At 57.1% G+C, this 26409-nt stretch carries 27 protein-coding genes and 2 tRNA genes; 17 read left to right on the top strand and 12 right to left on the bottom strand.

From position 1 onward, the window contains the following. Window positions 1–19 precede the first annotated feature (19 nt). Window positions 20–967, bottom strand: a complete 948-nt coding sequence (locus I6E58_RS01485; RefSeq protein ID WP_231595111.1) for an oxidoreductase — start codon at window positions 965–967, stop codon at window positions 20–22. A gap of 234 nt (window positions 968–1201) precedes the next feature. On the opposite strand from I6E58_RS01485, the gene I6E58_RS01480 reads away from it, so the two are divergent. Then, entirely contained in the window at window positions 1202–2506 is a 1305-nt protein-coding gene (locus I6E58_RS01480) for a PLP-dependent aminotransferase family protein (protein ID WP_197129613.1), read from the top strand. 7 nt (window positions 2507–2513) lie between these two features. Next, window positions 2514–3464, top strand: a complete 951-nt coding sequence (locus I6E58_RS01475; protein ID WP_197129612.1) for a D-alanine--D-alanine ligase — start codon at window positions 2514–2516, stop codon at window positions 3462–3464. A 671-nt stretch (window positions 3465–4135) separates the two neighbouring features. Here the strand turns inward: I6E58_RS01475 and I6E58_RS01470 are convergent. The 8 genes from I6E58_RS01470 to rpmH all read right to left on the bottom strand — a co-directional run bounded on the left by I6E58_RS01470 (window position 4136) and on the right by rpmH (window position 9028). Then, a complete protein-coding gene (locus I6E58_RS01470; RefSeq protein ID WP_197129611.1) occupies window positions 4136–5086 on the bottom strand; it encodes a ParB/RepB/Spo0J family partition protein in 951 nt (316 codons plus the stop codon). Next, window positions 5086–6003, bottom strand: a complete 918-nt coding sequence (locus tag I6E58_RS01465) for a ParA family protein (RefSeq protein WP_307841921.1) — start codon at window positions 6001–6003, stop codon at window positions 5086–5088. The genes I6E58_RS01470 and I6E58_RS01465 overlap by 1 nt, the downstream gene beginning before the upstream one ends. 66 nt (window positions 6004–6069) lie before the next feature. Then, window positions 6070–6705, bottom strand: coding sequence for a 16S rRNA (guanine(527)-N(7))-methyltransferase RsmG (rsmG, locus tag I6E58_RS01460; protein ID WP_197129610.1), 636 nt, complete (start codon window positions 6703–6705; stop codon window positions 6070–6072). 14 nt (window positions 6706–6719) lie between these two features. Continuing rightward, window positions 6720–7250, bottom strand: a complete 531-nt coding sequence (locus tag I6E58_RS01455; protein ID WP_197129609.1) for a R3H domain-containing nucleic acid-binding protein — start codon at window positions 7248–7250, stop codon at window positions 6720–6722. Continuing rightward, window positions 7247–8224 carry a membrane protein insertase YidC gene (gene yidC / locus I6E58_RS01450; RefSeq protein ID WP_197129607.1) on the bottom strand — a complete coding sequence of 326 codons (978 nt, stop codon included), beginning with the start codon at window positions 8222–8224 and terminating at the stop codon, window positions 7247–7249. The genes I6E58_RS01455 and yidC overlap by 4 nt, the downstream gene beginning before the upstream one ends. A gap of 7 nt (window positions 8225–8231) precedes the next feature. Next, window positions 8232–8543 (bottom strand): membrane protein insertion efficiency factor YidD, encoded by a 312-nt coding sequence (gene yidD / locus I6E58_RS01445; protein WP_197129605.1) that lies wholly within the window; start codon window positions 8541–8543, stop codon window positions 8232–8234. Beyond that, on the bottom strand, window positions 8540–8881 hold the full coding sequence (gene rnpA / locus I6E58_RS01440) for a ribonuclease P protein component (protein WP_197129602.1): 342 nt from the start codon (window positions 8879–8881) through the stop codon (window positions 8540–8542). The genes yidD and rnpA overlap by 4 nt, the downstream gene beginning before the upstream one ends. 9 nt (window positions 8882–8890) lie before the next feature. After that, window positions 8891–9028: a 50S ribosomal protein L34 gene (gene rpmH / locus I6E58_RS01435; protein ID WP_055810406.1), complete on the bottom strand. Its 138-nt coding sequence runs from the start codon at window positions 9026–9028 to the stop codon at window positions 8891–8893. A gap of 287 nt (window positions 9029–9315) precedes the next feature. On the opposite strand from rpmH, the gene dnaA reads away from it, so the two are divergent. The 10 genes from dnaA to I6E58_RS01385 all read left to right on the top strand — a co-directional run bounded on the left by dnaA (window position 9316) and on the right by I6E58_RS01385 (window position 20196). Beyond that, window positions 9316–10734, top strand: a complete 1419-nt coding sequence (dnaA, locus tag I6E58_RS01430) for a chromosomal replication initiator protein DnaA (protein WP_129072619.1) — start codon at window positions 9316–9318, stop codon at window positions 10732–10734. A gap of 326 nt (window positions 10735–11060) precedes the next feature. Continuing rightward, window positions 11061–12206 carry a DNA polymerase III subunit beta gene (gene dnaN / locus I6E58_RS01425; RefSeq protein WP_129072620.1) on the top strand — a complete coding sequence of 382 codons (1146 nt, stop codon included), beginning with the start codon at window positions 11061–11063 and terminating at the stop codon, window positions 12204–12206. Between the two features lie 15 nt (window positions 12207–12221). After that, the gene (gene gnd / locus I6E58_RS01420) at window positions 12222–13106 is read left to right on the top strand and encodes a phosphogluconate dehydrogenase (NAD(+)-dependent, decarboxylating) (RefSeq protein ID WP_129073577.1); all 885 of its coding nucleotides are present in this window, start codon (window positions 12222–12224) and stop codon (window positions 13104–13106) included. A gap of 11 nt (window positions 13107–13117) precedes the next feature. After that, entirely contained in the window at window positions 13118–14281 is a 1164-nt protein-coding gene (gene recF, locus I6E58_RS01415) for a DNA replication/repair protein RecF (protein ID WP_197129599.1), read from the top strand. Next, window positions 14274–14774 (top strand): DUF721 domain-containing protein, encoded by a 501-nt coding sequence (locus tag I6E58_RS01410; RefSeq protein WP_100387777.1) that lies wholly within the window; start codon window positions 14274–14276, stop codon window positions 14772–14774. Before recF ends, I6E58_RS01410 begins: the two co-directional genes overlap by 8 nt. A gap of 166 nt (window positions 14775–14940) precedes the next feature. Then, window positions 14941–16935, top strand: coding sequence for a DNA topoisomerase (ATP-hydrolyzing) subunit B (gene gyrB, locus I6E58_RS01405; protein ID WP_197129596.1), 1995 nt, complete (start codon window positions 14941–14943; stop codon window positions 16933–16935). A gap of 59 nt (window positions 16936–16994) precedes the next feature. After that, window positions 16995–19571: a DNA gyrase subunit A gene (gene gyrA / locus I6E58_RS01400; protein ID WP_197129593.1), complete on the top strand. Its 2577-nt coding sequence runs from the start codon at window positions 16995–16997 to the stop codon at window positions 19569–19571. Further along, window positions 19564–19974, top strand: a complete 411-nt coding sequence (locus I6E58_RS01395; protein ID WP_129072625.1) for a DUF3566 domain-containing protein — start codon at window positions 19564–19566, stop codon at window positions 19972–19974. Before gyrA ends, I6E58_RS01395 begins: the two co-directional genes overlap by 8 nt. A 48-nt stretch (window positions 19975–20022) precedes the next feature. Beyond that, window positions 20023–20096: transfer RNA gene (locus I6E58_RS01390), tRNA-Ile, on the top strand. A gap of 27 nt (window positions 20097–20123) precedes the next feature. Further along, window positions 20124–20196 (top strand) — tRNA-Ala (locus I6E58_RS01385). Between the two features lie 401 nt (window positions 20197–20597). Here the strand turns inward: I6E58_RS01385 and I6E58_RS01380 are convergent. After that, window positions 20598–21143: a hypothetical protein gene (locus I6E58_RS01380; protein ID WP_197129590.1), complete on the bottom strand. Its 546-nt coding sequence runs from the start codon at window positions 21141–21143 to the stop codon at window positions 20598–20600. A 133-nt stretch (window positions 21144–21276) separates the two neighbouring features. Between I6E58_RS01380 and I6E58_RS01375 the strand changes: the two genes are divergently transcribed. After that, window positions 21277–21816, top strand: a complete 540-nt coding sequence (locus I6E58_RS01375) for a peptidylprolyl isomerase (RefSeq protein ID WP_129072627.1) — start codon at window positions 21277–21279, stop codon at window positions 21814–21816. 230 nt (window positions 21817–22046) lie between these two features. After that, entirely contained in the window at window positions 22047–22655 is a 609-nt protein-coding gene (locus tag I6E58_RS01370) for a rhomboid family intramembrane serine protease (protein ID WP_307841919.1), read from the top strand. Between the two features lie 59 nt (window positions 22656–22714). Here I6E58_RS01370 and I6E58_RS01365 read toward each other — a convergent pair whose 3' ends face one another. Beyond that, window positions 22715–22945, bottom strand: coding sequence for a cell division protein CrgA (locus tag I6E58_RS01365; RefSeq protein ID WP_129072629.1), 231 nt, complete (start codon window positions 22943–22945; stop codon window positions 22715–22717). Between the two features lie 81 nt (window positions 22946–23026). On the opposite strand from I6E58_RS01365, the gene I6E58_RS01360 reads away from it, so the two are divergent. The 3 genes from I6E58_RS01360 to I6E58_RS01350 are packed head-to-tail and all read left to right on the top strand — an operon-like array spanning window position 23027 to window position 24590. Next, window positions 23027–23800 (top strand): class E sortase, encoded by a 774-nt coding sequence (locus tag I6E58_RS01360; protein ID WP_197129585.1) that lies wholly within the window; start codon window positions 23027–23029, stop codon window positions 23798–23800. Further along, complete coding sequence (locus tag I6E58_RS01355) at window positions 23800–23958, top strand: hypothetical protein (RefSeq protein ID WP_197129582.1); 159 nt, start codon at window positions 23800–23802, stop codon at window positions 23956–23958. The genes I6E58_RS01360 and I6E58_RS01355 overlap by 1 nt, the downstream gene beginning before the upstream one ends. Further along, complete coding sequence (locus I6E58_RS01350) at window positions 23955–24590, top strand: gamma-glutamyl-gamma-aminobutyrate hydrolase family protein (RefSeq protein WP_197129579.1); 636 nt, start codon at window positions 23955–23957, stop codon at window positions 24588–24590. The genes I6E58_RS01355 and I6E58_RS01350 overlap by 4 nt, the downstream gene beginning before the upstream one ends. 35 nt (window positions 24591–24625) lie before the next feature. On the opposite strand, the gene pknB is transcribed toward I6E58_RS01350, so the two are convergent. Then, on the bottom strand, window positions 24626–26353 hold the full coding sequence (gene pknB / locus I6E58_RS01345; RefSeq protein WP_197129576.1) for a Stk1 family PASTA domain-containing Ser/Thr kinase: 1728 nt from the start codon (window positions 26351–26353) through the stop codon (window positions 24626–24628). Window positions 26354–26409 lie beyond the last annotated feature (56 nt).

Raw genomic sequence — 26409 nt, 5'->3', positions numbered from 1 at the left:
CGAGAGCCTCCGGCATCCACTATTTGGTGGATGTACGGAGGCTTTCGTAGTTAACGCCGGTCAAGCGCTCGGACTCGACCCAGAGCTTGCGCGCATCGACTTCAGAGTGCGACGCCGCATTTGACTCCACCAAGACCGGAGCACCCCGGTACTCCTTGCGGCCTCCGGGGCCAAAGAAATCTCCGCCCTTCGCGAGCGGGTCTGTCGCAGCCCGGAGTGAAGGCCGAGCGCCCTGCTTGGGAGTTTGAATGCCCAGAAAGACCAGAGGCTTCAACGGCCGCAGGTACCAGCGGTTGAACAGGTGGTCGGCGAGTCCTGTGCCTGCGGTTCCCGGATGCGCGGCCACCGAGATCGCGTCGACTCCAGCTGTGTCGAAGAGGCGCTGCAACTCGTACGCGAAGAGAAGATTGGCAAGTTTCGAGCGACCATAGGCGGCCCGCGGTGTGTACGAGCCGTTGAGGAACATGAGATCGCCAAATTCCATGAATCCCCAACGGTGTGCGACGCTCGACAGGCTTACGACGCGTGCGCCGGGAGTTGCCCTAATGAGATCGAGTAGATGTCCCGTGAGCGCGAAGTGGCCGAGATGGTTGGTGCCGAGCTGCGATTCGAAGCCGTCGATAGTGAGCTGGGCATCCGTCATCATGATCCCCGCGTTGTTGATCAGAAGGTCAAGGCGCGAATGTTTCCCGTGAAACATTTCGCTGAAACGCCGCACGGACTCGAGGTCGGCGAGGTCAAGAAGCATCGTCTCGAGAGAGGCCCCGTCGAGTTCAGCAGTCAGTGCGGCGGCGGTGGATGCGGCCTTCGCTTCGCTCCGCATCGTCATGACAACGTGGGCACCGGCTTTGAGCAGCGCGCGGCTCGTCTCTAACCCCAGCCCCGAATTCGCACCGGTCACAATCGCGACCTTGCCAGTGAGGTCTCCGAGGTTAGCTTCGGTCCAGTCGGTGCGAGCGTTCATCATCAGCTTTCGTTGAGGGTATGAGGAGTCAGACGGGGGGCAGAGCCAACGCAACAACGGCGCTCCGCCCACTGTAGAACCGTGAAGCGAACAGGCTAATTCCACGATTGTTTCTTTGTCAGTTATTCGGAGCCGCAGCGGGTCCAGATTGTCCGCTCTCGAGTCACAATGCCCGCTCGGTTTCAGGTCGGAACCCTCAAACGCCTATTGTTTAAAGTCAACCGAACGGGACGCCCCATGACAACACAGCCAAACAACCTCGACCAGTGGTTTGACCACTACGCTGATCGCGCCTCAGGGCTCGCCGCTTCAGAGGTACGAGCGTTGTTTGCCGTGGCCTCGCGGCCCGAAGTTGTTTCGCTCGCGGGCGGTATGCCGTATGTTTCAGCGCTGCCTCAAGATCTCATCACCGAGTCAATCGACCGCGTTATGCGAGATCGTGGGCCCGCCGCTCTCCAGTACGGCTCAGGTCAAGGACTTCCGGCTTTGCGCGAGCAAATCCTCGAAGTGATGGCCCTCGAAGGCATCCGAGCCAGTGTCGACGACGTCGTCGTCACCACGGGCTCCCAGCACGCTCTTGAACTCGTCACGAAGCTGTTCATCAACCCCGGCGACGTCGTCATCGCCGAGGGACCGAGTTACGTCACAGCAATGGTCGTCTTCAAGTCGTTCCAGGCCGAGATCACTCACGTGGAGATGGATGAGTTCGGTCTCGTTCCCGAATCGCTGCGAGCCCACATCGCGTCAGTGCGCGCCGCCGGCAAGACGATCAAGTTCCTCTACACGGTTCCCACGTTCAGCAACCCCGCTGGTGTGACTCTCAGCTGGCAGCGTCGCCTCGAAGTTCTAGAAATCGCTCGGGAAAACGGCATCCTAGTTCTCGAAGATAACCCCTATGGGTTGCTCTACTTTGACGGACCACCACCCCACGCCATGCGATCGGTCGAAGAAGATGGCGTCGTTTACTTGGGTACGTTCTCCAAGACTCTTGCGCCCGGTTTCCGCGTCGGTTGGGTTCTCGCCCCTCACGCCATCAGAGAGAAACTCATTTTGGCTAATGAGGCGGCGGTACTGTCGCCGAGCTCGTTCACGCAGAACATCATTAGTGAATACATGAGTGTTGCCGACTGGAAGGGCCAGATCGATACCTTCCGTGGCGTTTACCGTGAGCGTCGTGATGCCATGCTCGGTGCCCTGGGCGATTACCTTCCGGACCTGCAGTGGACCGTGCCAAACGGCGGCTTCTACATCTGGGTCACGCTGCCCGATAATCTCGATTCCAAGGCCATGTTGCCGCGTGCCGTCAAGGAACTAGTCGCCTATACGCCCGGCACAGCCTTCTTCGCGGATGGTAATGGACGCAGCAATATGCGCCTGTCTTTCTGTTATCCCACCCCCGAATTCATTCGGGAAGGAATTCGCAGGCTGTCCACCGTGATCAACGGTGAACTTGAGCTACTCAACACTTTCTCGCAGACAGCCCCTCTGACGGTGTCGCCTCCTGCGCCATCGATGATCAACCCCCCAGCCAACCTCAGCTAGGAACACCATGAACGATTCACCTACCCGCGTACTCGTTCTCGCTGGCGGAATCTCGCATGAACGGGACGTCTCGCTCCGCTCCGGTCGCCGCGTCGCCGATGGATTGCGTGCCCAGGGCAAGATCGTCGAGCTTCGTGATCCCGACGCGACGTTGCTGCCTTATCTGCGCGAATCGAAGCCGGATGTCGTGTGGCCTGCACTCCACGGCGCTAGCGGCGAGGATGGTGCCCTCCGAGGCCTCCTCGACCTCATCGGCATTCCCTATGTGGGGTCCCGCGCCGACGCTGCCCGTTTAGCGTGGGACAAGCCGACCGCCAAGTCGCTCGTTTCACGCGTCGGCGTCCGCACGCCATTGTCGATCGCTTTGTCTCGAGACTCGTTCCGCGAACTCGGGGCGCACAGCATTCTTGATGAACTCGCTGACGAGCTGTCGGGGGAGTTGGTGGTGAAACCTGCTCAGGGCGGATCGGCTCAGGGCGTGTCCATCGTGACCGACCGCGCTAACCTTCCGAGCGCGATGGTGAACGCTTACAACTATTGCGACGTTGCCCTTATCGAGCAACGCATCACGGGTGTTGAGATCGCTATCGGAATCCTCGACAGCGGCATGGGCCCAGTCGCGCTTCCCGCGGTTGAGATCGATCCCGTCGAGGGCGCCTACACTTTCGAGGCTCGCTATAATGCTGGTCAGACCCGCTTTTACACGCCAGCGAGAATCTCAGAAGCTGACGCCGACCGCTCAGCCGCGGCGGCGCTTGCGGCGCACTCCGCCCTCGGACTACGCCACCTATCTCGCGTCGACCTCATCGTCGACGGTGCCGGAACCCCGTGGTTTCTCGAGGCAAATGTCCTCCCCGGTCTTACCGAGACATCCATTCTGCCGCAGGCCTTGATAGCGGCCGGCCACGATCTCGGATGGGTATACGCCGCCCTGGCGGACATCGCGATGGAGGGCTAGAGCCCCCTTTCCATTGCTTTGGCGCGAATGAGTTTCCTCACCAATAAGCTCGCACAGTGGTCGAAGAAACCGCTCGAGATGGTGGGCCGTTGTTCGAACGGATAGCCCACCTCGCTGAATCCTGCGATGTTTCACGTGGAACATAGTGGGGGAGTCACCCAAGTTGTCGAGTCACGCCGTACGGGTGATGCGCGGTCAGATCTCTTTCACGACGGCGCCGAGAGTGCACAATCTTGGGTGCGACTAGCGACTAGCGACTAGCGACTAGCGACTAGCGACTAGCGACTAGCGACTAGCGAAGTTTCACGTGAAACATCGAATGTGTATGCACGCCTGATGCAAATCAGGAGCCCGTCTTCATGAACGCGGCGCACTACTCCTGACAGGAAGCCGCAAACCTTGGAAGCTACCCTCCGAATAGTGTCAGAACCACGCCCGACAGCGCTCTCGCAGTCGCAATCGCAGTCGCAATCGCAGTCAACGTCAAGGTCAACGTCAACGTCAACGTCAACGTCAACCGGAATAATTCCGTATCAGTCGAGCATGCCTATCCAAAAAACAGGGGCTCCCGACAATATAAAGAGCAGAAAAGCGCCATGGACCATCGAAGGGCGCAATCCGGGCTCGTGTTCCTTCAAGCGAAACACGGCCCAACGAGGACCTGCGACACCTTAGGCGCTGAACCCCGTGTCGCCGAGTTCCTCGAGAATGCGGTTGAGGTCGCCCACGGTAGCAAAATCAATGACGACCTGGCCCTTGCTCGCACCCAGAGTGACCTTGACCCGGGTATTGAGTCGGTCTCCGAGGCGCTCAGCGATCTCGTCTAGATGTCCCTGCTTTTTTCCGCGAGACGGCTTTGAGCGAGGAGGTTTCGTCGAAAGAGAACCTGCCGCAGCTTCCGCTGCACGCACCGAGAGCTCTTCATTGACGATTTTCTCAGCCAAACGCTCCATACCGGCGCTGTCAGGAAGCGATAGGAGCGCTCGAGCGTGGCCCGCGGTGAGAACTCCGGACGCTACGCGGCGCTGAACGGTTTCTGGAAGGCGCAAAAGCCGCATTGTGTTCGTGATTTGAGGCCGTGAGCGACCGATTCGCTCAGCGAGCTGCTCCTGAGTGATGCCAAAGTCCGCGAGTAGCTGTTGATACGCCGATGCCTCTTCGAGGGGATTGAGGTTCGCACGGTGAAGATTCTCAAGGAGCGCGTCCCGAAGCATGTCTTCATCGGCTGTACTTTTGATAACCGCTGGGATCGTTGAAAGTCCCAAATGTTTGCTCGCGCGCAGCCGACGCTCGCCCATAATCAGTTCGTACTGCGGGCCGCCCTCAACCGCGCCCACCAGGGGTCGAACTACGATCGGCTGAAGCACGCCGATCTCGCGAATCGACACAATAAGCTCTTCGAGCTCTTCCTGCCGGAATTCACTTCGCGGTTGGCGAGAGTTAGGAACAATATCGAGAGGGGAGAGGCTTGCGAGTCGGGCGCCGGGAACTGCGCGCAAGCGATCAGGCGCAAGTTCACCACCGGGGAAGAAGACATCCACCGGACGCTCTTGATTCTCATCCGTGGACGGAATCAGCGCGCCAATTCCTCGACCCAAACCAGTTCTCTTCGGTGCGGCCATTATTTGGGTACTCCTCGATGTGCAATTTCCGCTGCCGCTTCAAGATAGGAAAGCGATCCGGGGGAGTTCTGGTCATAGCTGATCACGCTCTGGCCGTAGCTCGGGGCTTCTGAAATGCGGACCGAACGAGGTATCAGAGTAGTCAGCACCTGATTGGGGAAGTGTGCTCGAACGTCATCCACGACTTGGTTCGCCAGATTAGTGCGAGAGTCGTACATGGTCATCAAAATTGTTGTCACGCGCAGCCGCGGGTTGAGGTGGCGTTCGATCAACTTGATGTTGTTGAGGAGCTGGCTCAGTCCCTCAAGGGCGTAGTACTCACACTGGATGGGAATGAGAACTTCTTGCGCCGCAACGAATGCGTTGATCGTAAGCAAACCCAGTGAAGGCGGGCAGTCAATGAAAACGTAGTGAAATGGCTCGGGAGTTTCAGCCAGAAAAGTATCAAGCGCGGAACGGAGACGCTGTTCCCGAGCAACGAGAGAAACTAACTCGATCTCGGCACCAGCGAGATGAATCGTCGCCGGCACACAATACAACGCCGCAAATTCAGGACTCTTCTGGACAACATCCGCCATAGGAACGTCATTGATCATGACGTCATAGACGCTGGCAGTCTCGGAACGATGCTCTACGCCGACCGCGGTCGATGCGTTCCCTTGGGGATCAAGATCAATCACTAGTACACGAGCGCCCGTACGTGCGAGAGCGGCAGCCAAGTTGACTGTGGAAGTCGTTTTCCCTACGCCGCCTTTTTGATTAGCGACAGTGAAAACTCGCGGCTCGGAGGGGAGTGGCAACGAAGCCGACGCTACAGCCCTACGGCGACGAGTAAGCTCCGCTATTTCCCGCGCAAGCGGCGTGGTTTCATCGAACGATTTACCTTGTTCGTTGACTTCGCTTTCGGGATGTTTCACGTGAAACTTTCTCTCAGACTGCGGTAAAAACGGGAAAAACTAAAGGCGGCTACAGAGATAGCCGAATTAGTCCACTCTAGCCCGAAAGACACGAGTGATCTCCGGAGTAAGGCCCTGTCCAAGAACAAGAGACTCAACATCTTTGAGCCGAGCCTTACGAATCGCCTTCGCAGCCGCCTCGATCTCATCATCGATGCGTGCGCCCTTCATAAAGACCATCTCTCCGCCGGGGGAGAGCAAGTGTTCCGTAGAGGGAATAAGTTTCGAGAGCGCTGTGACCGCTCTAGCTGTAATTTGAGTGAGCTTCTCACCGTATGGAGCGTCCTGAGAACGAGAGCGATCCACCAGCACGTTACTAAGACCGAGCCGGCATACCTCCGCATTGAGCCAGTCAACCCGACGCTCCATAGGTTCGATGAGGACGAAATTCACGTCGGGACGCGCGATTGCGAGCACTAATCCCGGAAGGCCGGCGCCACTGCCAATATCGCCGACCAGACCAGGCCGGAGCAGGGGAGCGACTAAGGCACAGTTCACAATGTGACGGGACCACAGCCGAGGAACTTCTAGAGGTCCGATAAGACCGAGTTCTTCACCACGATGAGCAAGGCTCTCGGTATACATGCGTGCTACATCAATGCGAGAGCCAAATAACTCCGCCGCAATGTCTGGCTCGGGTTCGAGCTCTAATCCGTGGCTCAATGTTTCACGTGAAACTATGAACGCGTGATCACGGTGTGACGGTCACGGCCCTCGCCGCTGGACTGGGAGACAAAGCCGCGCTCCGCGACCACATCGTGAACAAGCTTGCGCTCGTACGAAGACATTGCGGGCAATGCGGCTGAATCAGAACCAGCCTCGATACGAGCAACGGCAACGTCGACGAGCTTCGAAAGTTCTGCAGCGCGAGCTTCACGTGATCCGCCAATATCCAGGATCAGACGCGAGAACGCTCCGGTCTTGTTCTGGACGGCAATTCGAGTGAGCTCCTGCAGAGCCGTGACGGTGTCCGGCTTCGACAGTAAACGGAGGTTGGTGTCTTCACTTGAAGTAACCGATACATACGAACGCCCCGCGCGAGCATCGATCTCGATGTCGCCATCAAGGTCCGCGATGTCGAGCAGTTCTTCGATGTAATCCGCCGCGATGTCGCCCTCTTCTTCAAGCTGCGCGGTGGTGCGGTCTTCGCGGTCTTCCACAGGAGCGGATTCGACGGCGGTGGTATCGGTGTCAGAAACGTTCGTCATTTCTTCTTTCCCTGCTTCTTCTTTGCACGGTTCTTGCTCACGGGTTGATCCCGCTGCGGGTTCTTAGGTTCTTCGATGATGATCGTGCCGGCATCCGGAGTTTCTTCAACGATGCCCTTGCGCTGGTTGCGCTTAGCAAGACGAGCCTCACGGGCCAGAGCAGCTTCACTGCCAGGCGTGGGCATGTTGCGAATAACGAGGAACTGCTGACCCATGGTCCAGAAGTTCGATACCAGCCAGTAGAACATCACTCCGAGCGGGAAGGTAAATCCCGAGAAGGCGAAGACAAGGGGGAGTAGGTACAACATGATCCGCTGTTGGCGGTACATGGGGCTAGCTTTCATCTCTGCCGACTGGTTCTTCGACATGATCTGAAGCTGAGTGATGAACTGCGAACCGGTCATCAGGATGACCATGATGACAGCGGTAACAATAACGGCCGTGTTCCCATCGGCAGTACTGATCGCGAGGTGAAGCGGCGCGATATCGAACAGCGACGAGGTACCAAAGGACTCTGAGAGCTCCGCGTTCAGCAGACCAACACCGGGAGCGTTTCCCTCGAGTTGTGCATTACGCAACACCGAAAAAAGACCGAAGAAGATCGGCATCTGAAGCAAAAGAGGGAGGCAAGAACTGAACGGGTTGGTTCCCGCATCCTTGTACATGGCCATTGTCTCGCGAGACATGGCCTCACGAGAGAACTGGTCCTTCTTGCCCTTGTACTTGTCTTGGATCTTCTTGAGCTGAGGAGCGACTTCCATCATTCGCCGCTGGCTCTTAATCTGCCGAACAAATACGGGGATCAATGCTGCGCGAACAACCAATACCAGGCCGACGATCGAGAGCACCCAGGTCAGACCGTCATCCGCATTCATTCCAAAGAATGTGAGGATCTCGTGGAAGGCGACGAGGATTGCCTCGATTACCCACTTGATTGGCCAAAGCAAATTGCCAAAGAAAGCAAAAAGGTCCATGAAGTGGTTAGCCCCTTTCGTGGCTTGCGGCTATAACAAAGCCGAACCGGGTGATCTGGTAGCGGTCATGCCGGCGAGCCGGGATGTCGTCGATTCCACCTTCTGCCCACGGGTGGCAACGGAGAATTCGGCGCGAACCAAGCCACACACCACGGAAAACCCCGTGCTGTTGAATAGCCTGGAGCGTGTAGTGAGAACACGATGGGTAATAGCGGCAAACATCCCCATAAAGCGGAGAGATGACCGCGCGATACATGCGAAGAACGAAGACACAGATGTTTCGCGGAAGGAGCAGAGCGAACGTCAGGACGGAATTCATATCTTCACCACGATGCGGTCAATCCCTTCTGCGATCTCAGCCTGCAGCGTAGACCACTCAGCTTGCTCTGAACCTGCCAAAGCCCGAACAACGATGTCCGCATTGGCATGAACATCCGGAAGCAACTGAGCCGCCGCCGCCCGAAGTCGACGACGAACGCGATTGCGAACAACCGCGTTGCCTACCGCTTTAGAGACAATGAATCCAAAGCGCACGCCTTGAGACCGCTCGTTGTTCACAATGTGGACAACGCAGTGCGGTGCTGTAAACCGACGACCCCGACGAACCGCCAAACGAAAATCGTTTGGCAACGCTACGCGATTCGTCTTAGACAGCACCGGACGAAATTACGCGGAGAGTTCGGTGCGTCCCTTACGACGACGCGCGCTCAAGATTGAACGGCCGGCGCGGGTACGCATGCGCAAACGGAATCCGTGTACCTTCGCGCGGCGACGGTTGTTTGGCTGAAAAGTTCTCTTGCTCATAGCTATATCTCCAAGGCCCAGCTCTAGCAGCCGGGAAGAATTGGTAGGCCCAAGGGCCGGAAGTCAACTGATTAAAACTACGGCGTTAAACCGATGCGGTCAAACCGCAACGGGAAGAACGCCGCATTATCCACACAGAATACATCGTTATTGGTAACGACATGCTGTGGACAACTAAGGTGACTAGCGGTGCATAACGGCCAAAAGATCGCAGTGTTTCAGCGAGAATAGCTGTACTCACCAGTGGATAAGCCTGTGAGTAATTACTGCAAAGGGATGGGAAAAGAATGTCGGAAACACCCGACCCGACTAGGGGACTATGGCAAATAGTCCTGACACACCTCAACGGAGACGAGCGAATTACCCCGCAATTGCAGGGCTTCGTAAATCTCGTTGAACCAAAAGGTGTCATGGCAGGCACGCTCTATCTAGAAGTTCCGAACGAACTCACCCGAGGAATGCTGGAGCAGCGACTGCGTCAGCCGTTCATCGATGCCATAGCCGCGCTCGATGATTCTCACGGCGTCACAAACTTCGCGACCGTAGTGAATCCAGAAATCCAGCAGGATGCGTTATCCCAGGACCTTCCTCACACGGAACAGCCCTACATCGAGCCGACTCCTCCCAGTCCAGTGGAGAAAACATCCTCTCCGCGGCGAAGCGACTCACGGTTAAACCCTAAGTACAGCTTTGACAACTTCGTTATCGGCGGCTCGAACCGCTTCGCGCATGCCGCAGCGGTGGCCGTAGCCGAAGCACCAGCCAAGGCATACAACCCACTCTTCATCTATGGAGGATCCGGGCTCGGCAAAACCCACCTCTTGCACGCAATCGGACACTATGCCGAAAGTCTCTACCCGGGCATCCGCGTTCGCTATGTCAGTTCAGAAGAGTTCACCAACGACTTCATTAACTCGATCGCAAACAACCGCGCGTCAGTATTTCAATCGCGCTACCGCGAAATCGACATTCTTCTCATTGACGACATCCAGTTCTTGCAGGGAAAGGATTCCACCCAGGAAGCCTTCTTCCACACTTTTAACACGCTCCACGATCACAACAAGCAAGTGGTCATCACGAGCGATCTGCCTCCCAAACACCTGACCGGTTTCGAAGATCGGATGCGTTCGCGCTTTGAGTGGGGCCTGATTACAGACGTGCAGGCGCCAGACCTCGAGACTCGCATTGCGATTCTGCGCAAGAAAGCGCAAAGCGAGAAGATGCAGGTCGGCAACGACATCCTGGAATTTATGGCATCAAAAGTCTCGTCGAACATCCGCGAGCTCGAAGGAACTCTCATTCGCGTCACTGCGTTCGCGAGCCTCAACCGCACTGAGGTCGACATGGCACTCGTGCAAACAGTGCTGAAAGACCTCATCACTCTCGATGAAGACAACGTGATCGCCCCGGTCGACATCATTAATCACACTGCGGACTACTTCAAACTGTCGGTCGACGACCTGTACGGGTCGTCACGATCCCAGGCGATTGCTACTGCGCGTCAGATCGCCATGTATCTCTGTCGTGAGATGACTAATCTTTCGCTGCCAAAAATCGGTCAGTTGTTCGGCAACAGAGATCACACCACGGTTATGTACGCCAATAAGAAGATCACTGAGCTCATGAAAGAGCGCCGTTCTATCTATAACCAGGTGACCGAGCTCACCAGCCGCATCAAACAAAACCAGCGTTTCACTCAAAAGTAGCTTTTTCCACTTGGGGATAACTTGGGGATAACCTTCCCAACTCGCCGGAAAGATTGTTGATCACAAGAATCTTTCTGTGGAATTGAGAATTCTTGTAACTCGAGTTTCCACGAACAGTGCCACTGTTCTCCACGGCTCCTCAACAAGTCACACGGATGTAGTTTCCAGTAATTACAAGAAAATCGCAGAGTTATACACACAATCCACAGCGGTTAAGAGTGTGACCTTTAAAGAATGAAATTTGAATCCCAAATAACCTGTAGTTCGCAAGTGGATTGGCTGTGCCAGTATTAACGGCCAGAGCGTCATCCGGTTAGGGGTAGTTCATGAAGTTTCAGGTCAATCGTGACGTCTTCAGCGAGGCGGTTTCGTTTGCGGTAAAACTGCTGCCGCAGCGCACCACGCTGCCCATTTTGAGCGGTGTGTTGATCGAAGCCACCGCTGAGGGCCTAACGCTGTCGTCGTTTGACTACGAGGTTTCAGCTCGAACACAAATCGTTGCTGAGGTTGAAGAGCCTGGGCGCATCCTTGTTTCGGGCAAGCTTCTCGCCGACATTGCAAGCCGGCTCCCTAATGCTCCGGTGCGTTTTAGCACTGAAGAAAACAAAATTATCGTTGCTTGCGGCACTGGCCACTTCACGTTGTCGAGCATGCCTGTCGAGGAGTACCCGAGCCTTCCAGAAATTTCAGACAAGGTCGGAACGCTGAAGGCTGACGTATTCTCGGCCGCAATCTCACAAGTTGCTGTTGCCGCGTCACGGGATGATGTGACTCCAGTCATCACCGGTGTTCAGCTCGAAGTTTCCCAAAACAATATTTCGCTCGTAGCGACGGACCGTTACCGTGTTGCCGTTCGGGATATTGAGTGGGACGCCGGTTCGTCTGGTGTCGAATCAGCCACTGCCCTTGTTCCGGCTAAGACCCTGATGGAGGTTGGAAAAACTTTCGGCAACAGTGGCGAAATTTCCGTAGCGATCACAAGCACTGACGAGCGAGAGCTGATTGCTTTTCGGTCGGACAAGAAAACCGTCACCTCGTTGCTGATCAAGGGCAACTTTCCACCGGTTCGCCGACTTTTTCCCGAGACTGTGGATAACTTCGCCGTCATGAACACGGGCGAATTGATCGAGGCTGTCCGTCGAGTTTCGCTCGTGCTGGAAAGAGAAGCAGCTCTTCGCTTCACCTTCACTGAAGAGGGAGTCACTCTCGAGGCGATCGGATCTGAGCAAGCACAAGCTTCGGAGACCATCGATGCGTTCTTGACCGGGGACGACACCGTCGTATCGCTCAAGCCGCAGTTCCTTATTGACGGTTTGAGCTCAGTGCACTCCGAGTTCGTGCGCATCTCGTTCACCAAAACTGAAAATCCGAATAAGCCCGGACCAGTGTTGATCACTAGCCAGTCGTCGAAAGACCAACCTGGTAGCGACAATTACAAGTACCTTCTCCAGCCGAACCTGTTGTTGCGATAGGCCATGGCAGACACCATGCACCTTGGGATCATCGGCCTCGGAAAAATGGGCGGAAACATGCGGGAACGCATGCGCACTGCCGGTCTCACAGTCACCGGATTCGATCCGAACGCCGAGGTCTCCGATGTAGCTACGCTTTCAGATCTAGTGGATGCGCTGCCGACCCCGCGCATCGTATGGGTCATGGTTCCGTCCGGTCCCATTACTGATTCCGTAATTACAGATGTCGCGACCCTTCTTGAGCCGGGCGATCTCGTTATTGACGGTGGGAATACCCGCTTCACCGACGACCAGTTACACCGCGATCAACTGGCCGAACTGAAACTTTCTTTTGTAGATGTAGGGGTTTCCGGCGGAATTTGGGGCCTAGAAAACGGCTACGGTCTCATGGCCGGCGGCGAAAAGGCCGATATCGAGCGGGCAATGCCGATCTTCGATGCTCTTCGTCCAGAAGGTCCGCGTGACGAGGGCTTCGTTCACGCCGGTCCGGTTGGTGCCGGGCATTACGCCAAAATGGTGCACAACGGCATCGAGTATGCGCTGATGCAGGCGTGGGCCGAGGGCTTTGAACTGCTCGATAGCCGCAAAGACCTCATCGACAACGTCCCTGGAACTTTTAAGGCATGGCAACGCGGAACAGTTGTCCGTTCATGGTTGCTTGAACTTCTCGTAAAAGCGCTAGAGGAAGACCCCGACTTCGCCGACATCTCCGGCTACGTCGAAGATTCGGGGGAGGGTCGATGGACAGTGCACGAAGCGCTGAACCAGGCGGTCGCTGTTCCCACTATTAGCGCAGCAATCTTCGCGCGCTTTGTCTCTCGTCAAGAAGATTCGCCGTCCATGAAGGCGGTCGCAGCTCTCCGCAATCAGTTCGGCGGGCATAGCGTCCGTAAGAGCTAAGCTCCGCACCAATGCGCGTAACTCACGTCGAACTCAAAGATTTTCGCAACTATAAAGAGCTCACCCTCGAGCTTGGTGCAGGGCCGACTCTCATCGTCGGATCGAATGGCCAAGGCAAGACGAATCTGGTCGAGGCGCTTGGATTTTTGAGCACCCTTGGCTCGCATCGAGTGTCCACTGATCACGCGATGGTGAGACAAGCGATGGATGCAGCCATTGTGCGGGTGCGCCTCGAGCATAACGACCGCAATTTTTTGGCGGAGGTTCAAATTAACCGCTCTGGGGCTAACCGCGCCCAGATCAATCGCTCGGTCATCCGTACCCGCGAACTTCCGCGATATTTTTCCAGTGTGCTGTTCGCGCCCGAGGATCTCGCTCTTGTGCGCGGAGAACCTTCTGGCCGCCGCAGATTCATCGATGACTTGCTTATATTGCGATCGCCGCGCTTTAGCGGAGTGATGAGTGACTACGAGCGCGTCGTAAAACAGCGCAACATGCTGCTTAAATCTGCCCGGGCATCCGGGGTTCGCGACACGCAGTTGAGCACCCTTGATGTGTGGGATGAACGACTCGTCGCCTTCGGCTCCGAGATCATCAGTGCTCGCAGCGCCCTCATTGCGGATTTGAGTCCTGAAGTCGCCAGCGCATATGAACGCATCGTCGGGGCCGATCACGGTGCATCGCTTGCCAATTCGTTGAGCATCATCTCGCGACAGGACGACCCGGACAACGCTGTGGCTACCAACGCTGTCGGCGAAATTATTTCGGTCGCTGACGCGACAACAGCTTTCATTGCAGCCCTCTCCTCGGTGCGAAAAGCAGAACGCGATCGTGCGATCACACTGGTCGGACCTCACCGTGATGACCTCATCTTCGGCCTCAATGGTTTGCCGGCACGTGGCTATGCGAGCCACGGTGAATCCTGGTCCTTCGCGCTCGCCCTGAAATTGGCATCCGCCGAACTATTACGTCGAGAATCATCAGCGGGCGACCCCGTGTTGATTCTGGATGACGTGTTCGCTGAACTCGACCAATCACGCCGCGAACGCTTAGCTAGTTCGATCTCTGGCTTTGAACAAGTGCTGATTACAGCCGCTGTTTTCGGTGATGTTCCGAAAGAACTTGCAGCGAACGTAGTGCGCATTCAAGCGGGGGAAGTGATCACCGGTGAATGATCGAGATCCCAACGTGGACGAACACGTCGCGGTGTATCTGCGATTCCGCGACGTTTTTGGGGATGCCACGAAGCGTTCTTATATGGCGCGAAAGCGTAATAAGAAAGAGCCAGGAACCAGTGTGCCCTTCGCTCCGGGCCGCGATCCGCACGGATTGGGCGATGTGATGGATAGCCTCACGTCGAATATGGGGTGGAAGTCTCCGCTCGCTCGCTCCGAGCTCATTTTGGCGTGGACCACAATCGTGGGAGCCGAAACTGCGGAACACTCTGAGCCGGTCGGAATCGAAGAAGGTGTGCTCACCATCCGCTGCGATTCGACAGCGTGGGCCACACAGCTGCGTCTCATGCGTGGCCACATCACGACGACGATTGCTCAACAGCATCCAGAAGCGGGTGTGGAAACTGTGCGCTTTGAAGGCCCCAACGCCCCTTCGTGGAAAAGAGGCCCCAGATCAATTCCAGGTAGGGGCCCGCGCGATACTTACGGTTAGGGAGACAAAATGGGTCACGCTACTAAAGAAACTCCCGTAGAACGCGATTTGAGCGCCGCGGCCGCTCGGAATTTGTTAGAATCTCAGGAGCCGTCGGACGCACCTCTTGAGAGAGATATCCGCTCTGAATGGCGAGTATGAACTAGCGGCAGGAGCCTAACTTCAGATGACATCGACGCCCGAAAACGACGTGCCCGAGAGCCACATCATTGCCAACGGTCATGTTGCCGCTGATAGCTATGGCGCCGATCAAATTCAGATCCTTGAGGGTCTCGAAGCTGTGCGCAAGCGCCCCGGTATGTACATCGGCTCCACTGGTCCCCGCGGTTTGCACCACTTGGTGTACGAAGTCGTCGACAACTCTGTTGATGAATCGCTGGCTGGCTACTGCGACACTATCGGCGTGTGGATCCGCAAGGACGGTTCCGTTCGCGTGCGAGACAACGGCCGCGGTATCCCGGTCGATCTGAACCAGCAAGAGCAGAAGTCGACTGTCGAAGTAGTCATGACGATCCTGCACGCTGGTGGAAAATTCGGTGGTGGCGGCTACGCCGTATCGGGTGGACTTCACGGTGTAGGTATTTCTGTCGTCAACGCGCTCTCTGAAGAAGTGGACACGGAAGTTCACCGCCAGGGGTACGTGTGGCGCATGAGCTTTAAAAACGGTGTTCCCACCGGCCCCCTGAAGCAGGGCGAAAGTTCTGACCTGACCGGAACCCAGCAGACTTTCTGGCCGAGCAAAGAGACGTTCGAGACAGTTGAATTCGATTTCGAGACGCTTCGCGCCCGCTTTCAGCAGATGGCCTTCCTTAATAAAGGACTGCGCATCACGATCACTGATGAGCGCGGCGAAGAAGAAGTCGTCGAGAGCTACATGTACGAGCGTGGCCTTGTTGACTATGTCGAATACTTGAACAAGACCAAGAAGAACGAGCTCATTCATCCGGATGTCATCGCGTTTGAATCCGAAGATACCGAGAAGCGCATCTCGCTTGAAGTCGCGATGCAGTGGACGGCTGGATATTCCGAAAGCGTTCACACCTACGCCAACACCATTAACACTCACGAAGGTGGAACCCACGAAGAGGGTTTCCGCGCTGCGCTCACTACTCTGGTGAACCGTTACGCTCGCGAGAAGAACATCATCAAGGAGAAAGACGAAAACCTTTCCGGTGACGATGTTCGTGAAGGACTGACTGCGGTCATCTCGATCAAGCTCGGTGAACCTCAATTCGAGGGCCAGACCAAGACCAAGCTGGGCAACACCGAAGCAAAGGCATTCGTTCAGCGCATCGCCGGCCAGCAGCTCGGTGATTGGTTCGATCGCAACCCCACGCAGGCCCGGGACGTTATCCGCAAGGCCATCCAGGCCTCGCAAGCACGACTCGCTGCCCGTAAGGCGCGCGAACAGACTCGTCGAAAGGGACTGCTCGAATCGAGCGGAATGCCTGGAAAGCTGCGGGACTGCTCGAGCAAAGATCCTTCGCTCTCCGAGATCTTTATGGTCGAGGGCGATTCGGCCGGCGGCTCCGCCGTTCAGGGCCGTAACCCCGAGTTCCAAGCGATTCTTCCGCTGCGAGGCAAGATCCTCAACGTTGAGAAGGCGCGTCTCGACCGTGCTCTCGGTAATGCTGAAGTTCAGGCCATGATCACCGCGTTCGGCGCGGGTGTCGGCGAGGACTTCGACCCTGAAAAGGCTCGGTACCACAAGATCGTTTTGATGGCCGATGCTGACGTCGACGGCCAGCACATCACCACGCTGCTTCTGACGCTGCTGTTCCGCTACATGCGTCCGCTCATCGATTTGGGCTACGTCTACTTGGCTCAGCCACCGCTATACCGCCTCAAGTGGAGCAACGCACAGCACCAGTACGTCTACAGCGATGCCGAGCGCGACGCTCTGACTGAACTGGGACTTTCCGAAGGCAAGCGCATGCCCAAGGACAACGGCATCCAGCGCTACAAGGGTCTTGGTGAGATGGACTACAAGGAACTGTGGGAAACCACCATGGACCCCGCCACTCGCACGCTTCTTCAAGTGACCTTGGATGATGCTGCCGCCGCCGACGAAACCTTCTCAACTCTCATGGGCGAAGACGTTGAATCTCGCCGAAACTTCATCCAGCGCAACGCTAAAGACGTCCGCTTCTTAGACATCTAGCTCGTACAGAGCTCACGGCGCCCGCACTCGCGACAGATACAGACTGGAACTGAAATTTAATGGCTGACGAAGAAACTCCGAAGAAAACCTTCGAAGACGCACCCGTAGACGACCGTCACGACAAGATCAACCAGGTTGATCTTCAACTGGAGATGCAGCGCTCGTACCTCGACTACGCCATGAGCGTCATCGTGGGTCGTGCGCTTCCTGAAGTGCGCGATGGCCTCAAGCCGGTGCACCGCCGTGTGATTTACGCGATGTACGACGGTGGCTACCGCCCAGACAAAGGCTTCTCCAAGTGCACCCGTGTCATCGGTGATGTGATGGGCCAGTTCCATCCGCACGGTGACTCGTCGGTCTACGACGCTCTCGTTCGTTTGGTTCAGCCGTGGAGCCTCCGTTATCCGCTGGCTTTGGGCCAGGGAAACTTCGGTTCTCCCGGAAATGACGGCGCCGCTGCTCACCGTTATACCGAAACCAAAATGGCTCAACTCGCCATGGAAATGGTTCGGGACATTGAAGAAGACACCGTCGACTTCCAAGACAACTACGACGGTCGCACGCAGGAACCCACGGTTCTCCCGAGCCGTTTCCCCAACCTTCTCGTCAACGGTTCGGTCGGTATCGCGGTCGGTATGGCCACCAACATTCCGCCGCACAACTTGCGCGAAGTGGGGGAGGGTGCCCTCTGGCACCTCGCCAACCCTGACGCGTCGAAGGAAGAACTTGTCGAGGCGTTGATTCAGCGCATCAAGGGACCAGACTTTCCGACCGGCGCCCAGATTTTGGGCGTCAAGGGAATTCAGGATGCGTACCGCACGGGTCGTGGATCGATCACAATGCGCGCCGTGGTCAACGTCGAAGAGCTTCAGGGTCGCACCTGCCTCGTCGTTACCGAACTGCCGTACCAAGTGAACCCCGACAACCTGGCACTAAAAATTGCCGACCTGGTCAAGGATGGCAAGCTCGCCGGCATCGCCGACATCCGTGATGAGACGTCGGGTCGCACCGGCCAGCGCCTCGTCATCGTGCTCAAGCGCGACGCCGTTGCCAAGGTTGTTCTCAACAACCTCTACAAGCACACGCAGCTGCAGGAAAACTTCGGCGCGAACATGCTCGCGATCGTGGATGGCATCCCGCGCACGCTCTCGATCGACGGCTTCATCACGGAGTGGGCGACTCACCAGATCGAAGTTATTGTTCGCCGCACCGAGTTCCGTCTGCGCAAGGCCGAAGAGCGTGCCCACATTTTGCGCGGTTACCTCAAGGCTCTGGATGCTCTCGACGAGGTCATCGCTCTCATCCGTCGTTCGCCCACCGTCGAAGATGCCCGCAACGGCCTCATCGAGTTGCTCGACATTGACGAGATTCAGGCTCGCGCCATTCTCGACATGCAGCTTCGCCGCCTCGCGGCTCTCGAGCGCCAGAAGATCATCGACGAGCACGACGAAATCGAGCTCGAAATCGTCGATTTCAAGGCGATCATCGCGAGCAAGGAACGTCAGAGCAACATCGTCAGTGAAGAACTGACCGAACTCCTCGCTAAATATGGCGACGATCGCCGCACTGAAATCATGTTTGGTTTCGATGGCGACATGAGTATGGAAGATCTGATTCCCGAAGAGGAGATGGTGGTCACAGTCACGCGCGGCGGTTACGTCAAGCGCACGCGCAGCGACAACTACCGCAGCCAGCACCGCGGCGGCAAGGGCGTCAAGGGTGCCCAGTTGCGTGCGGATGACGTGGTCGACCACTTGTTCGTCACCACCACTCACCACTGGTTGCTGTTCTTCACCAACACGGGTCGCGTCTACCGTGCCAAGGCGTATGAGCTGCAAGAGGGCGGCCGCGACGCGAAGGGCCAGCACGTTGCCAACTTCTTGGCACTGCAGCCCGGCGAAGAGATCGCTCAGATTCTCGACATCCGCGACTACGAACAATCCACCTACCTAGTGCTCGCTACGCGCAACGGTCTGGTCAAGAAGACCGCGATGGCGGAATACGACACCAACCGCAGCGGCGGCATCATCGCTGTGAACCTGCGTGAGGGCGACGAACTCGTTTCGGCAATGCTCGTGGAAAACACCGACGATGTGTTGCTCGTTTCTCGCAAGGGAATGTCGATTCGCTTCACGGCATCCGATGAAGCATTGCGTCCCATGGGGCGATCAACCTCCGGCGTGATGGGTATGAGCTTCCGCGAGGATGACCAACTGCTGAGCGCCAGTGTTGTCCCCGAGAGTGGCTTCGTCTTCGTTGTCACTGAGGGTGGCTTCGCGAAGCGAACTGCCGCTGATCAGTACCGCGTGCAGGGGCGTGGTGGTTTGGGTATCAAGGTTGCCAAACTCGACGGATCTCGCGGCGATTTGGCGGGAGCTTTGATGGTCGGGGACGAGGATGAAGTGCTTGTGGTTCTTGCCAGTGGCAAGGTGGTACGCTCTTCTGTCGCTGAGGTTCCGGCCAAGGGTCGTGACACTATGGGCGTCGTTTTCGCTCGTTTCGCAGCGGAAGACAAGATCATCGCAATTGCGCGAAATAGCGAACGAAATCTAGACAACAAAGAACTTGAAGCTGGGGACGATAGTGTTCCGAGTGAAGATGCCCCTGCTGGGAAGGACGAGTCGGTAGATGAGTAGTGTCGCGGAGAAGTTGCAGCGCAAGTCGCAGCGCCAAACATCAGTGAAACAGGTTCGCCTCAAGCTGGTGTACATCGACTTCTGGTCGGCCGTAAAGTTCTCATTCCTGGTGGCAATTTCGCTCGGAGTGGTCTTCGTTGTTGCGACGATGCTGGTGTGGATTGTTCTTAACTCCACCGGAATTTTCGGCGATATCGACAACATCTTCCGAGACATCCTCTCGAAGGAAGCCGACTTCCGAATCACGAGTTCGTTCGGGTTCGGTCAAGTCGCATTGTTCTCGATCGTGATCGCACTTTTGAACACTCTCGTGGGTACGGCACTCGGTGCAATTGCGAGTATGCTTTATAACTTCAGCGTTCGACTGACCGGTGGAATCCTCGTGGGTTTCACCAATAACTAGTCGATTACGCCAAACGGGCAGAATGCGATACTCTCGTATCTGCCCAACGGGGGTATAGCTCAGGCGGTTAGAGCGCTTCGCTGATAACGAAGAGGTCCGTGGTTCAAGTCCACGTACCCCCACTGGAATTTCTGCAAGAAGTTCCTATTGGGGCCTTAGCTCAATTGGTAGAGCGCCTGCTTTGCAAGCAGGAGGTCAGGGGTTCGATTCCCCTAGGCTCCACAGCACGACAACAAAAACCCCGGCCAGTTATCTGGCCGGGGTTTTTGCGTACTCGAACGCTCGCGTAATTGCTGGTTAGCGACGTAGCGAGAGTGCACTCAAGGCATCGTCACCGAGGTGAGGATCGTCCCGCGACATTCACGTCCGTGGCCGTGAACTCTCCTGACGCCTCCAGTGCCACTGAGGCGACGAACCGGGGCGAAGGCTCCCATCTGCTCGCCGGGACCGTTTGAAGCCGCTAGCGGCCCACGGGCGCCTCGTGCATGACGCTGACGCCGCGGTATGCGGCTGGCCGTGCTGCAGAGATTAACGAAAAAAGTTCTGGCCCGATTCGAAAGAACCGGGCCAGAACTGTTTAAGAGGTTGTGGCTACACCGCAGGCGGTGAGCAGCAAAGAGAAATTATGCAGTCTCTGCTTCGTCGTCGATCCACAGGTCGTCGTCTGCGCGAAGCGTCTGCCAGGCGGCGTACGCGACGCCCACAGCAGCAACGACGCCAACACCGATGAAGATGTAGCGGCCAAATCCAGCTGCCTTCGGCTGTGGCTTAACGAGGCCGGTTTTCTCTCCCGCAGACACTGCGAGGCCAGAGACGCGAGTGAACGCATCCCGCACCTGCTGGTTCTTGGCGACTTCGAGCGCGGCGAGAGCTGCGCCGAGAGCTGACGTGACGGCCGGTAGCACGTCACCCTTGATCTTCGACTTGGTGTTTTCGGCCGCTGAACGTGCACCAGCGACTGAAGACGACACGACGGGCTTTACCCGGGCATCGAACGTGTTGTGAATTTTGGGGCTGACTTCTTCACGAGCGTAGTTAGCGGCCTGTTGGCTCGCCTCTCGTACAACGGCAGAAGCGTGGTCGAGCAGCTCCTTTTGGTCTTGCCACAGGTCTTCGGCTTGACCTTTCAAGCGCTTGAGTTCTTTGCGGCGTTTGCGAGTTAGTGCCACGGGAAACCTCCAAAGGTGGTCGAACAGTGACTCCATACTGCCACGGTGGGTTCCAAGTCCGCACTGCTTTGCCTGTGAGCACGCTGAATAACTAGTATCCGAGGCTCAGGTTCGCTATGTAAGAATTGACGCTATGTCTCAACACACCGCAGTTGCCACGATCAAGACAAACCTCGGAGAAATCCGTCTCAACCTCTTCGGCAACCACGCGCCGAAGACCGTTGCCAACTTCGTAGGTCTCGCCAAGGGCGATATCGAATGGACCCACCCCGCCACCGGCCAGAAGACCAGCGCACCTCTTTACGATGGCGTCATCTTCCACCGCATCATCAAGCAGTTCATGCTCCAGGGCGGAGATCCCCTAGGTAAGGGCATCGGCGGCCCCGGCTACAACTTCGACGACGAAATCCACCCCGAACTTAACTTCTCGGCTCCCTACATTCTCGCCATGGCAAACGCCGGTACGCGCGGTGGCAAGGGAACCAACGGTTCACAGTTCTTCATTACGACGGTCGCCACACCTTGGCTCCAGGGCAAGCACACCATCTTCGGTGCTGTCGCAGACGACGAATCACGCAAGGTAGTCGACGCCATCGAGGCAGTCGACACCGACGGCAGCGACAAGCCCCTCACCGACGTTGTTATCGAGAGCGTCACGATCGACGAGGTCTAACCTTCGTGACCACATCGCCGGATGCCAGCGGTAACTACTGCTACCGGCATCCAGACCGGCAAAGTTTCACTCTCTGCCAGCGATGTGGGCGCACTGTATGCCCCAGCTGCCAAACGCAGGCAGCTGTGGGCGTACATTGCCCCGAATGTATCAAAGAGGCCCGTGCGAATGGGCCGAAGCGCAAGCCAGTTCTAGTTCGAGCCTCTCGCGCCTCTCAGGGAAAGCCGGTCGTGACGTACACGCTTATGGCGTTGACCGTTGCTATTTTCTTGCTGCAGTTGATCCCGGGCACTGGTGTCACTCAAGCGCTCGTTTATTACCCGCCCCTGACGGCCATTGAGCCCTGGCGCATGATCACTTCGGCGTTCTTGCACTCCACGAACAGCGTTTTCCACATCGGTTTCAACATGTTCACACTCTTCATTTTTGGGCGTGCACTGGAACTACCGCTGGGGCGTGCTCGATTTCTTGCCCTCTACCTGGTGAGCGCGTTAGGCGGGTCGGTGGCGGTGTTGCTGTTGGCGCCCGGTTCAGTGGTGCTGGGAGCATCCGGAGCCATCTTCGGAATCGTCGCCGCGTTCTTCGTGATTCAGCGTCGTATGGGTGTGAACAACAAGGTTTTGCTCATCGTTCTGGTGGTCAACTTGGTTGCCGGCTTTATCCCGGGGCTCAACATCTCGTGGCAAGCGCACGTCGGAGGACTGATAACCGGCGCCGTGCTGGCTCTGGTCTTTTTGCGGCAGCGCAATAAGAAGTCTTCGAACGCGGAGATCGCGCTTGTCGCGCTCGTCGTCGCTGCTTTGATCAGTCTGACCCTCGTGAGAATCTTCGTCCTATAAGTGACTAAAAGTTATCCACAGGTTTATTAACACTGGGTATAACTACACGCGTGTAATTTCTAACGCCACCGTGTTGTCATGAGAAATCCAATGAAGAGGATGCCGAAACCAACAAGAATGTTCCAGCTGCCGAGCGAAGCTACAGGCATCTGCTGGTTGCTCACGTAAAACACGATGATCCAGGCAAGCCCGATCAGCATGAAGCCGAACATGACGGGCTTGAACCAGACCGCGTTGGGAGTGTCCTCAGCGGGACGCGACGGTGACTTTTCTGCAGAATTACGGGCCATGGGAGAGATTCTAGCGCGAACGCCCTGAGTGACGAACGGCCGCGCGGAAACGCGGAGGAGACTGCGGATAGAATTGCGCCTATGGTTCTCGAAGACGGCCGCCGCACACGGCGCAGTGCGAAAGCCCGCCGCCCTGTTTCTTTCATCGGTGTTCTCGGCGAAATCTTCATCACGGCCGGCGTAGTTGTGCTGCTGTTTCTTGTGTGGCAGACCTGGGTCAACAACATCTTTGTCAGCAACACCCAGCGTGACGAAGCTATTGAGTTGAGCCAAGAGTGGAACAAGGGCGAAGCGGTCAAGCTTGCCCCAGACGAGCGAGCAGATCCTGGGGTGCCCGTTGTCGACGAAGCACCCGGTGAAGCTCAGGTCTTCGGCACCCTCATCGTTCCGCGCTTTGGCGCGGACTACACTCGCCCGATAGCGGAGAGCGTCAGTCTCGAACGGGTATTGAACACGCGCGGAGTCGGTCATTACACGGGAACGCAGATGCCGGGAGAGGTGGGCAACTTTGCAGTTGCCGCTCATCGAACCGGGTGGGGCGATCCGTTCTTCGATATCAATAAGCTGCAACTCGGAGACAGCGTCTACGTGGAGACTGAAGCGGGTTGGTACCGCTACGTCTTCCGTTCGCTGGAATACGTGCCCGCATCCGGGGTGGGAGTACTCAACCCCGTACCCCAGTTCGACGGTGCAGTTGCAAGTGATCGCATAATGACGCTCACGAGCTGTAACCCCATTCATACCGCGGATGAACGAATCATCGCCTATGCGGTGTACGACACTTGGTACCCGCGTTCAGAAGGCGCCCCCTCTGAAATCGCAGCGATCGCTCAAAACCTCGAAGGAGCTGGCTAATGTATGCAGCACTCTGGAACGTACTCCCAGGCCCAGCACTCGTCCGCGTGCTGATCCTGTTGATCATGGCGGCTGTAGCCGTCACGGTACTGTTCGCGTTCGTGTTCCCGTGGTTGTTGCCGCTTGTCACTCCTTTGGATGCGACGGTGCAACAGTGACTCACATTCTCGTTGTCGATAACTACGACAGTTTCGTTTACACGCTTAACGGCTACCTTCTCGAACTCGGCGCTACGACGGATGTTGTGCGCAACGATTCTTTCAGCGCGGAAGAGGCTGCCGATCGAATCGCTGAGTACGACGCCGTTCTTCTCTCGCCTGGTCCTGGCACACCCGCCAACGCTGGCGTGAGCATCCCGATCGTGCACGCCGCGCTCGCTACCGGAAAACCGCTGTTCGGAGTCTGCCTTGGACATCAGGCAATCGCTGAAGCGCTCGGCGCAACAGTGACCCATGCCGACGAGCTGATGCACGGTAAGACTTCGCAGATTGACCACGATGACAGCGTGATTTTCCGCGACCTTCCCCAACCATTTACGGCGACTCGGTATCACTCACTGGCGATCGTCGATGGCACTGTGCCCGACGAACTCGTGGTGACGGCGCGCACGCCCGGTGGAGTGATTATGGGGGTGCAGCACGCAACCCAACCCGTCTACGGCGTGCAGTTCCACCCTGAGTCAGTACTCACCGAGGGTGGCTACCTCATGCTCGGCAACTGGCTAGCGCAGGCAGGATTGCCGGACGCCCCCGCGCTCGCCAAGACCCTCACGCCGCTCGTTCACAACTAACAACTAGCTACTAGCTACTAGCTAGTAACTACCAGCTAGTTGGCGGCGCAGTACTCGATGGTGATGTTGGACTTCTGAGGTTGGTCGCCAACGATCGACTGGTAAGTGACTGAGTTACCAGAACACCCGAAGTTTGCATTCGCGCTCACGCTCAATTGCAGCGCGGTGAGCGTGTTGTTGGCTTCACCTAAATCGGTGCCCACGAGATCCGGGATTTTCACGAGACCGTTCGAGACCACCAGATTGACAGTCTCACCCTCGCGGATGATCTCGCCGGCCGAATTACGCTCGGCATCTCCACGGGGATCTGAACTGATTACGGTGCCCTTTTTCAAACTGGGCGAATACTCCTGTGAGGTTGAGCCGTAGACCAGGCCGGCGGATTCCAGCAGTTCAATCGCGGCATCCTGCTGCATATTCGACACGTTCGGCACTGTTACGGGCGTGCGGCCGAGAGAAACGACCACCTGAATCTCGAGTCCGAGAGGAACGGTCTGGCCGGGGCCGGGGTCGGTGCGGATGATGATTCCCTCATCCACGGTCTCACTGGCCTGGCTAACCTGTTTGGGAACGAGATTGAGCTCCGTCAGCAGCGCAGCCCCGTCTTCATAGGTCATCGTCGCAACATCGGGCACGTCAACAGCGGTGGAGCCACTGAGCTGAGCCGGAGTGAGGGTGAACGCCCAGACGACGACCGAGACGATGATGACCGCCATCAAAGCGATGCCGCCCCAGATCCACGCGACGGGAGGGCGGTTTTGCGTGCGAGGACTGCGGTCGTTCTCATCTACCGCAAGTTGGCGGAAGGTGGCGTCGCTTCCGGCCGTCATGTTCGGGTTGACGCCGAACAGGGTGCTGTTGAAGTCGTTAGCCGCTAGTTGCTTGCGCTCGGGGACTGACCCGGCGGCGGCCGACTCTACGTCAGTGCGAAACTCTGCGGCGCTTTGGTAGCGGTCGAAGCGATCCTTCGCGAGCGAGCGCAGCACAACAGCGTCCAGTGCCGGCGATACTGCGGCAACCATGGTGCTGGGAGGGATCGGCTCGGAGTTCACGTGCTTGTAAGCGACAGCAACCGGGTTTGCTCCGCTGAACGGCGGTTTTCCGGTGAGCAGTTCGAACAGTACGACACCGGTGGAGTACAGGTCAGAACGCGCATCCACGCTCTCGCCGCGAGCTTGTTCGGGGGAGAAGTACTGAGCGGTCCCGACGATTGCGCTCGACTCAGCAATTGTTGCGGCGGAGTCGGAAACGGCACGGGCGATACCGAAGTCCATGACCTTCACTTGACCACCCGTGGTGACCATGATGTTGCCGGGCTTGATATCACGGTGAACGACGCCAGCACGGTGAGAGTATTCGAGCGCGGTGAGGACTTGGGAGACGATACGGGCTGCTTCTTCGGGCGCAAGCGGGCCCTCGGCAACGATGTCTTTGAGCAGACGACCGTCAACGTATTCCATGATGATGAACGGGATGAGCGTTTCGTGCCCGGAGGGGTCGACTACGGACTCTTCACCGGCGTCGAAGATGCGCACGATTGTGGGATGCGCCATCTTCGCGGCGTCGTGAGCTTCACGGCGAAAGCGGGTTCGGAAGGCGGGATCGTTAGCGAGAGTTGGCTTGAGCAGCTTGATAGCTACGCGCCGCCCCAGCCGAGTGTCGATGCCGAGGTGAACATCAGCCATTCCGCCATGGCCGAGAAGCTCACCGATTTGGTACCGACCAGCGAGCTGGCGTACGCCCTGTGCCACGCCTTCGCTCACTGGTTAACTCCTGTTTTTGTTTGAATCAGTACCGAATAAGTGTATCCGTTGCCTTT

The sequence above is a fragment of the Salinibacterium sp. SWN1162 genome (genome assembly GCF_015864675.1).
Taxonomy (GTDB): Bacteria; Actinomycetota; Actinomycetes; order Actinomycetales; family Microbacteriaceae; genus Rhodoglobus.
Note: the sequence above shows the minus strand (reverse complement) of the source record. Positions and strands in the feature narration are given on the sequence as shown.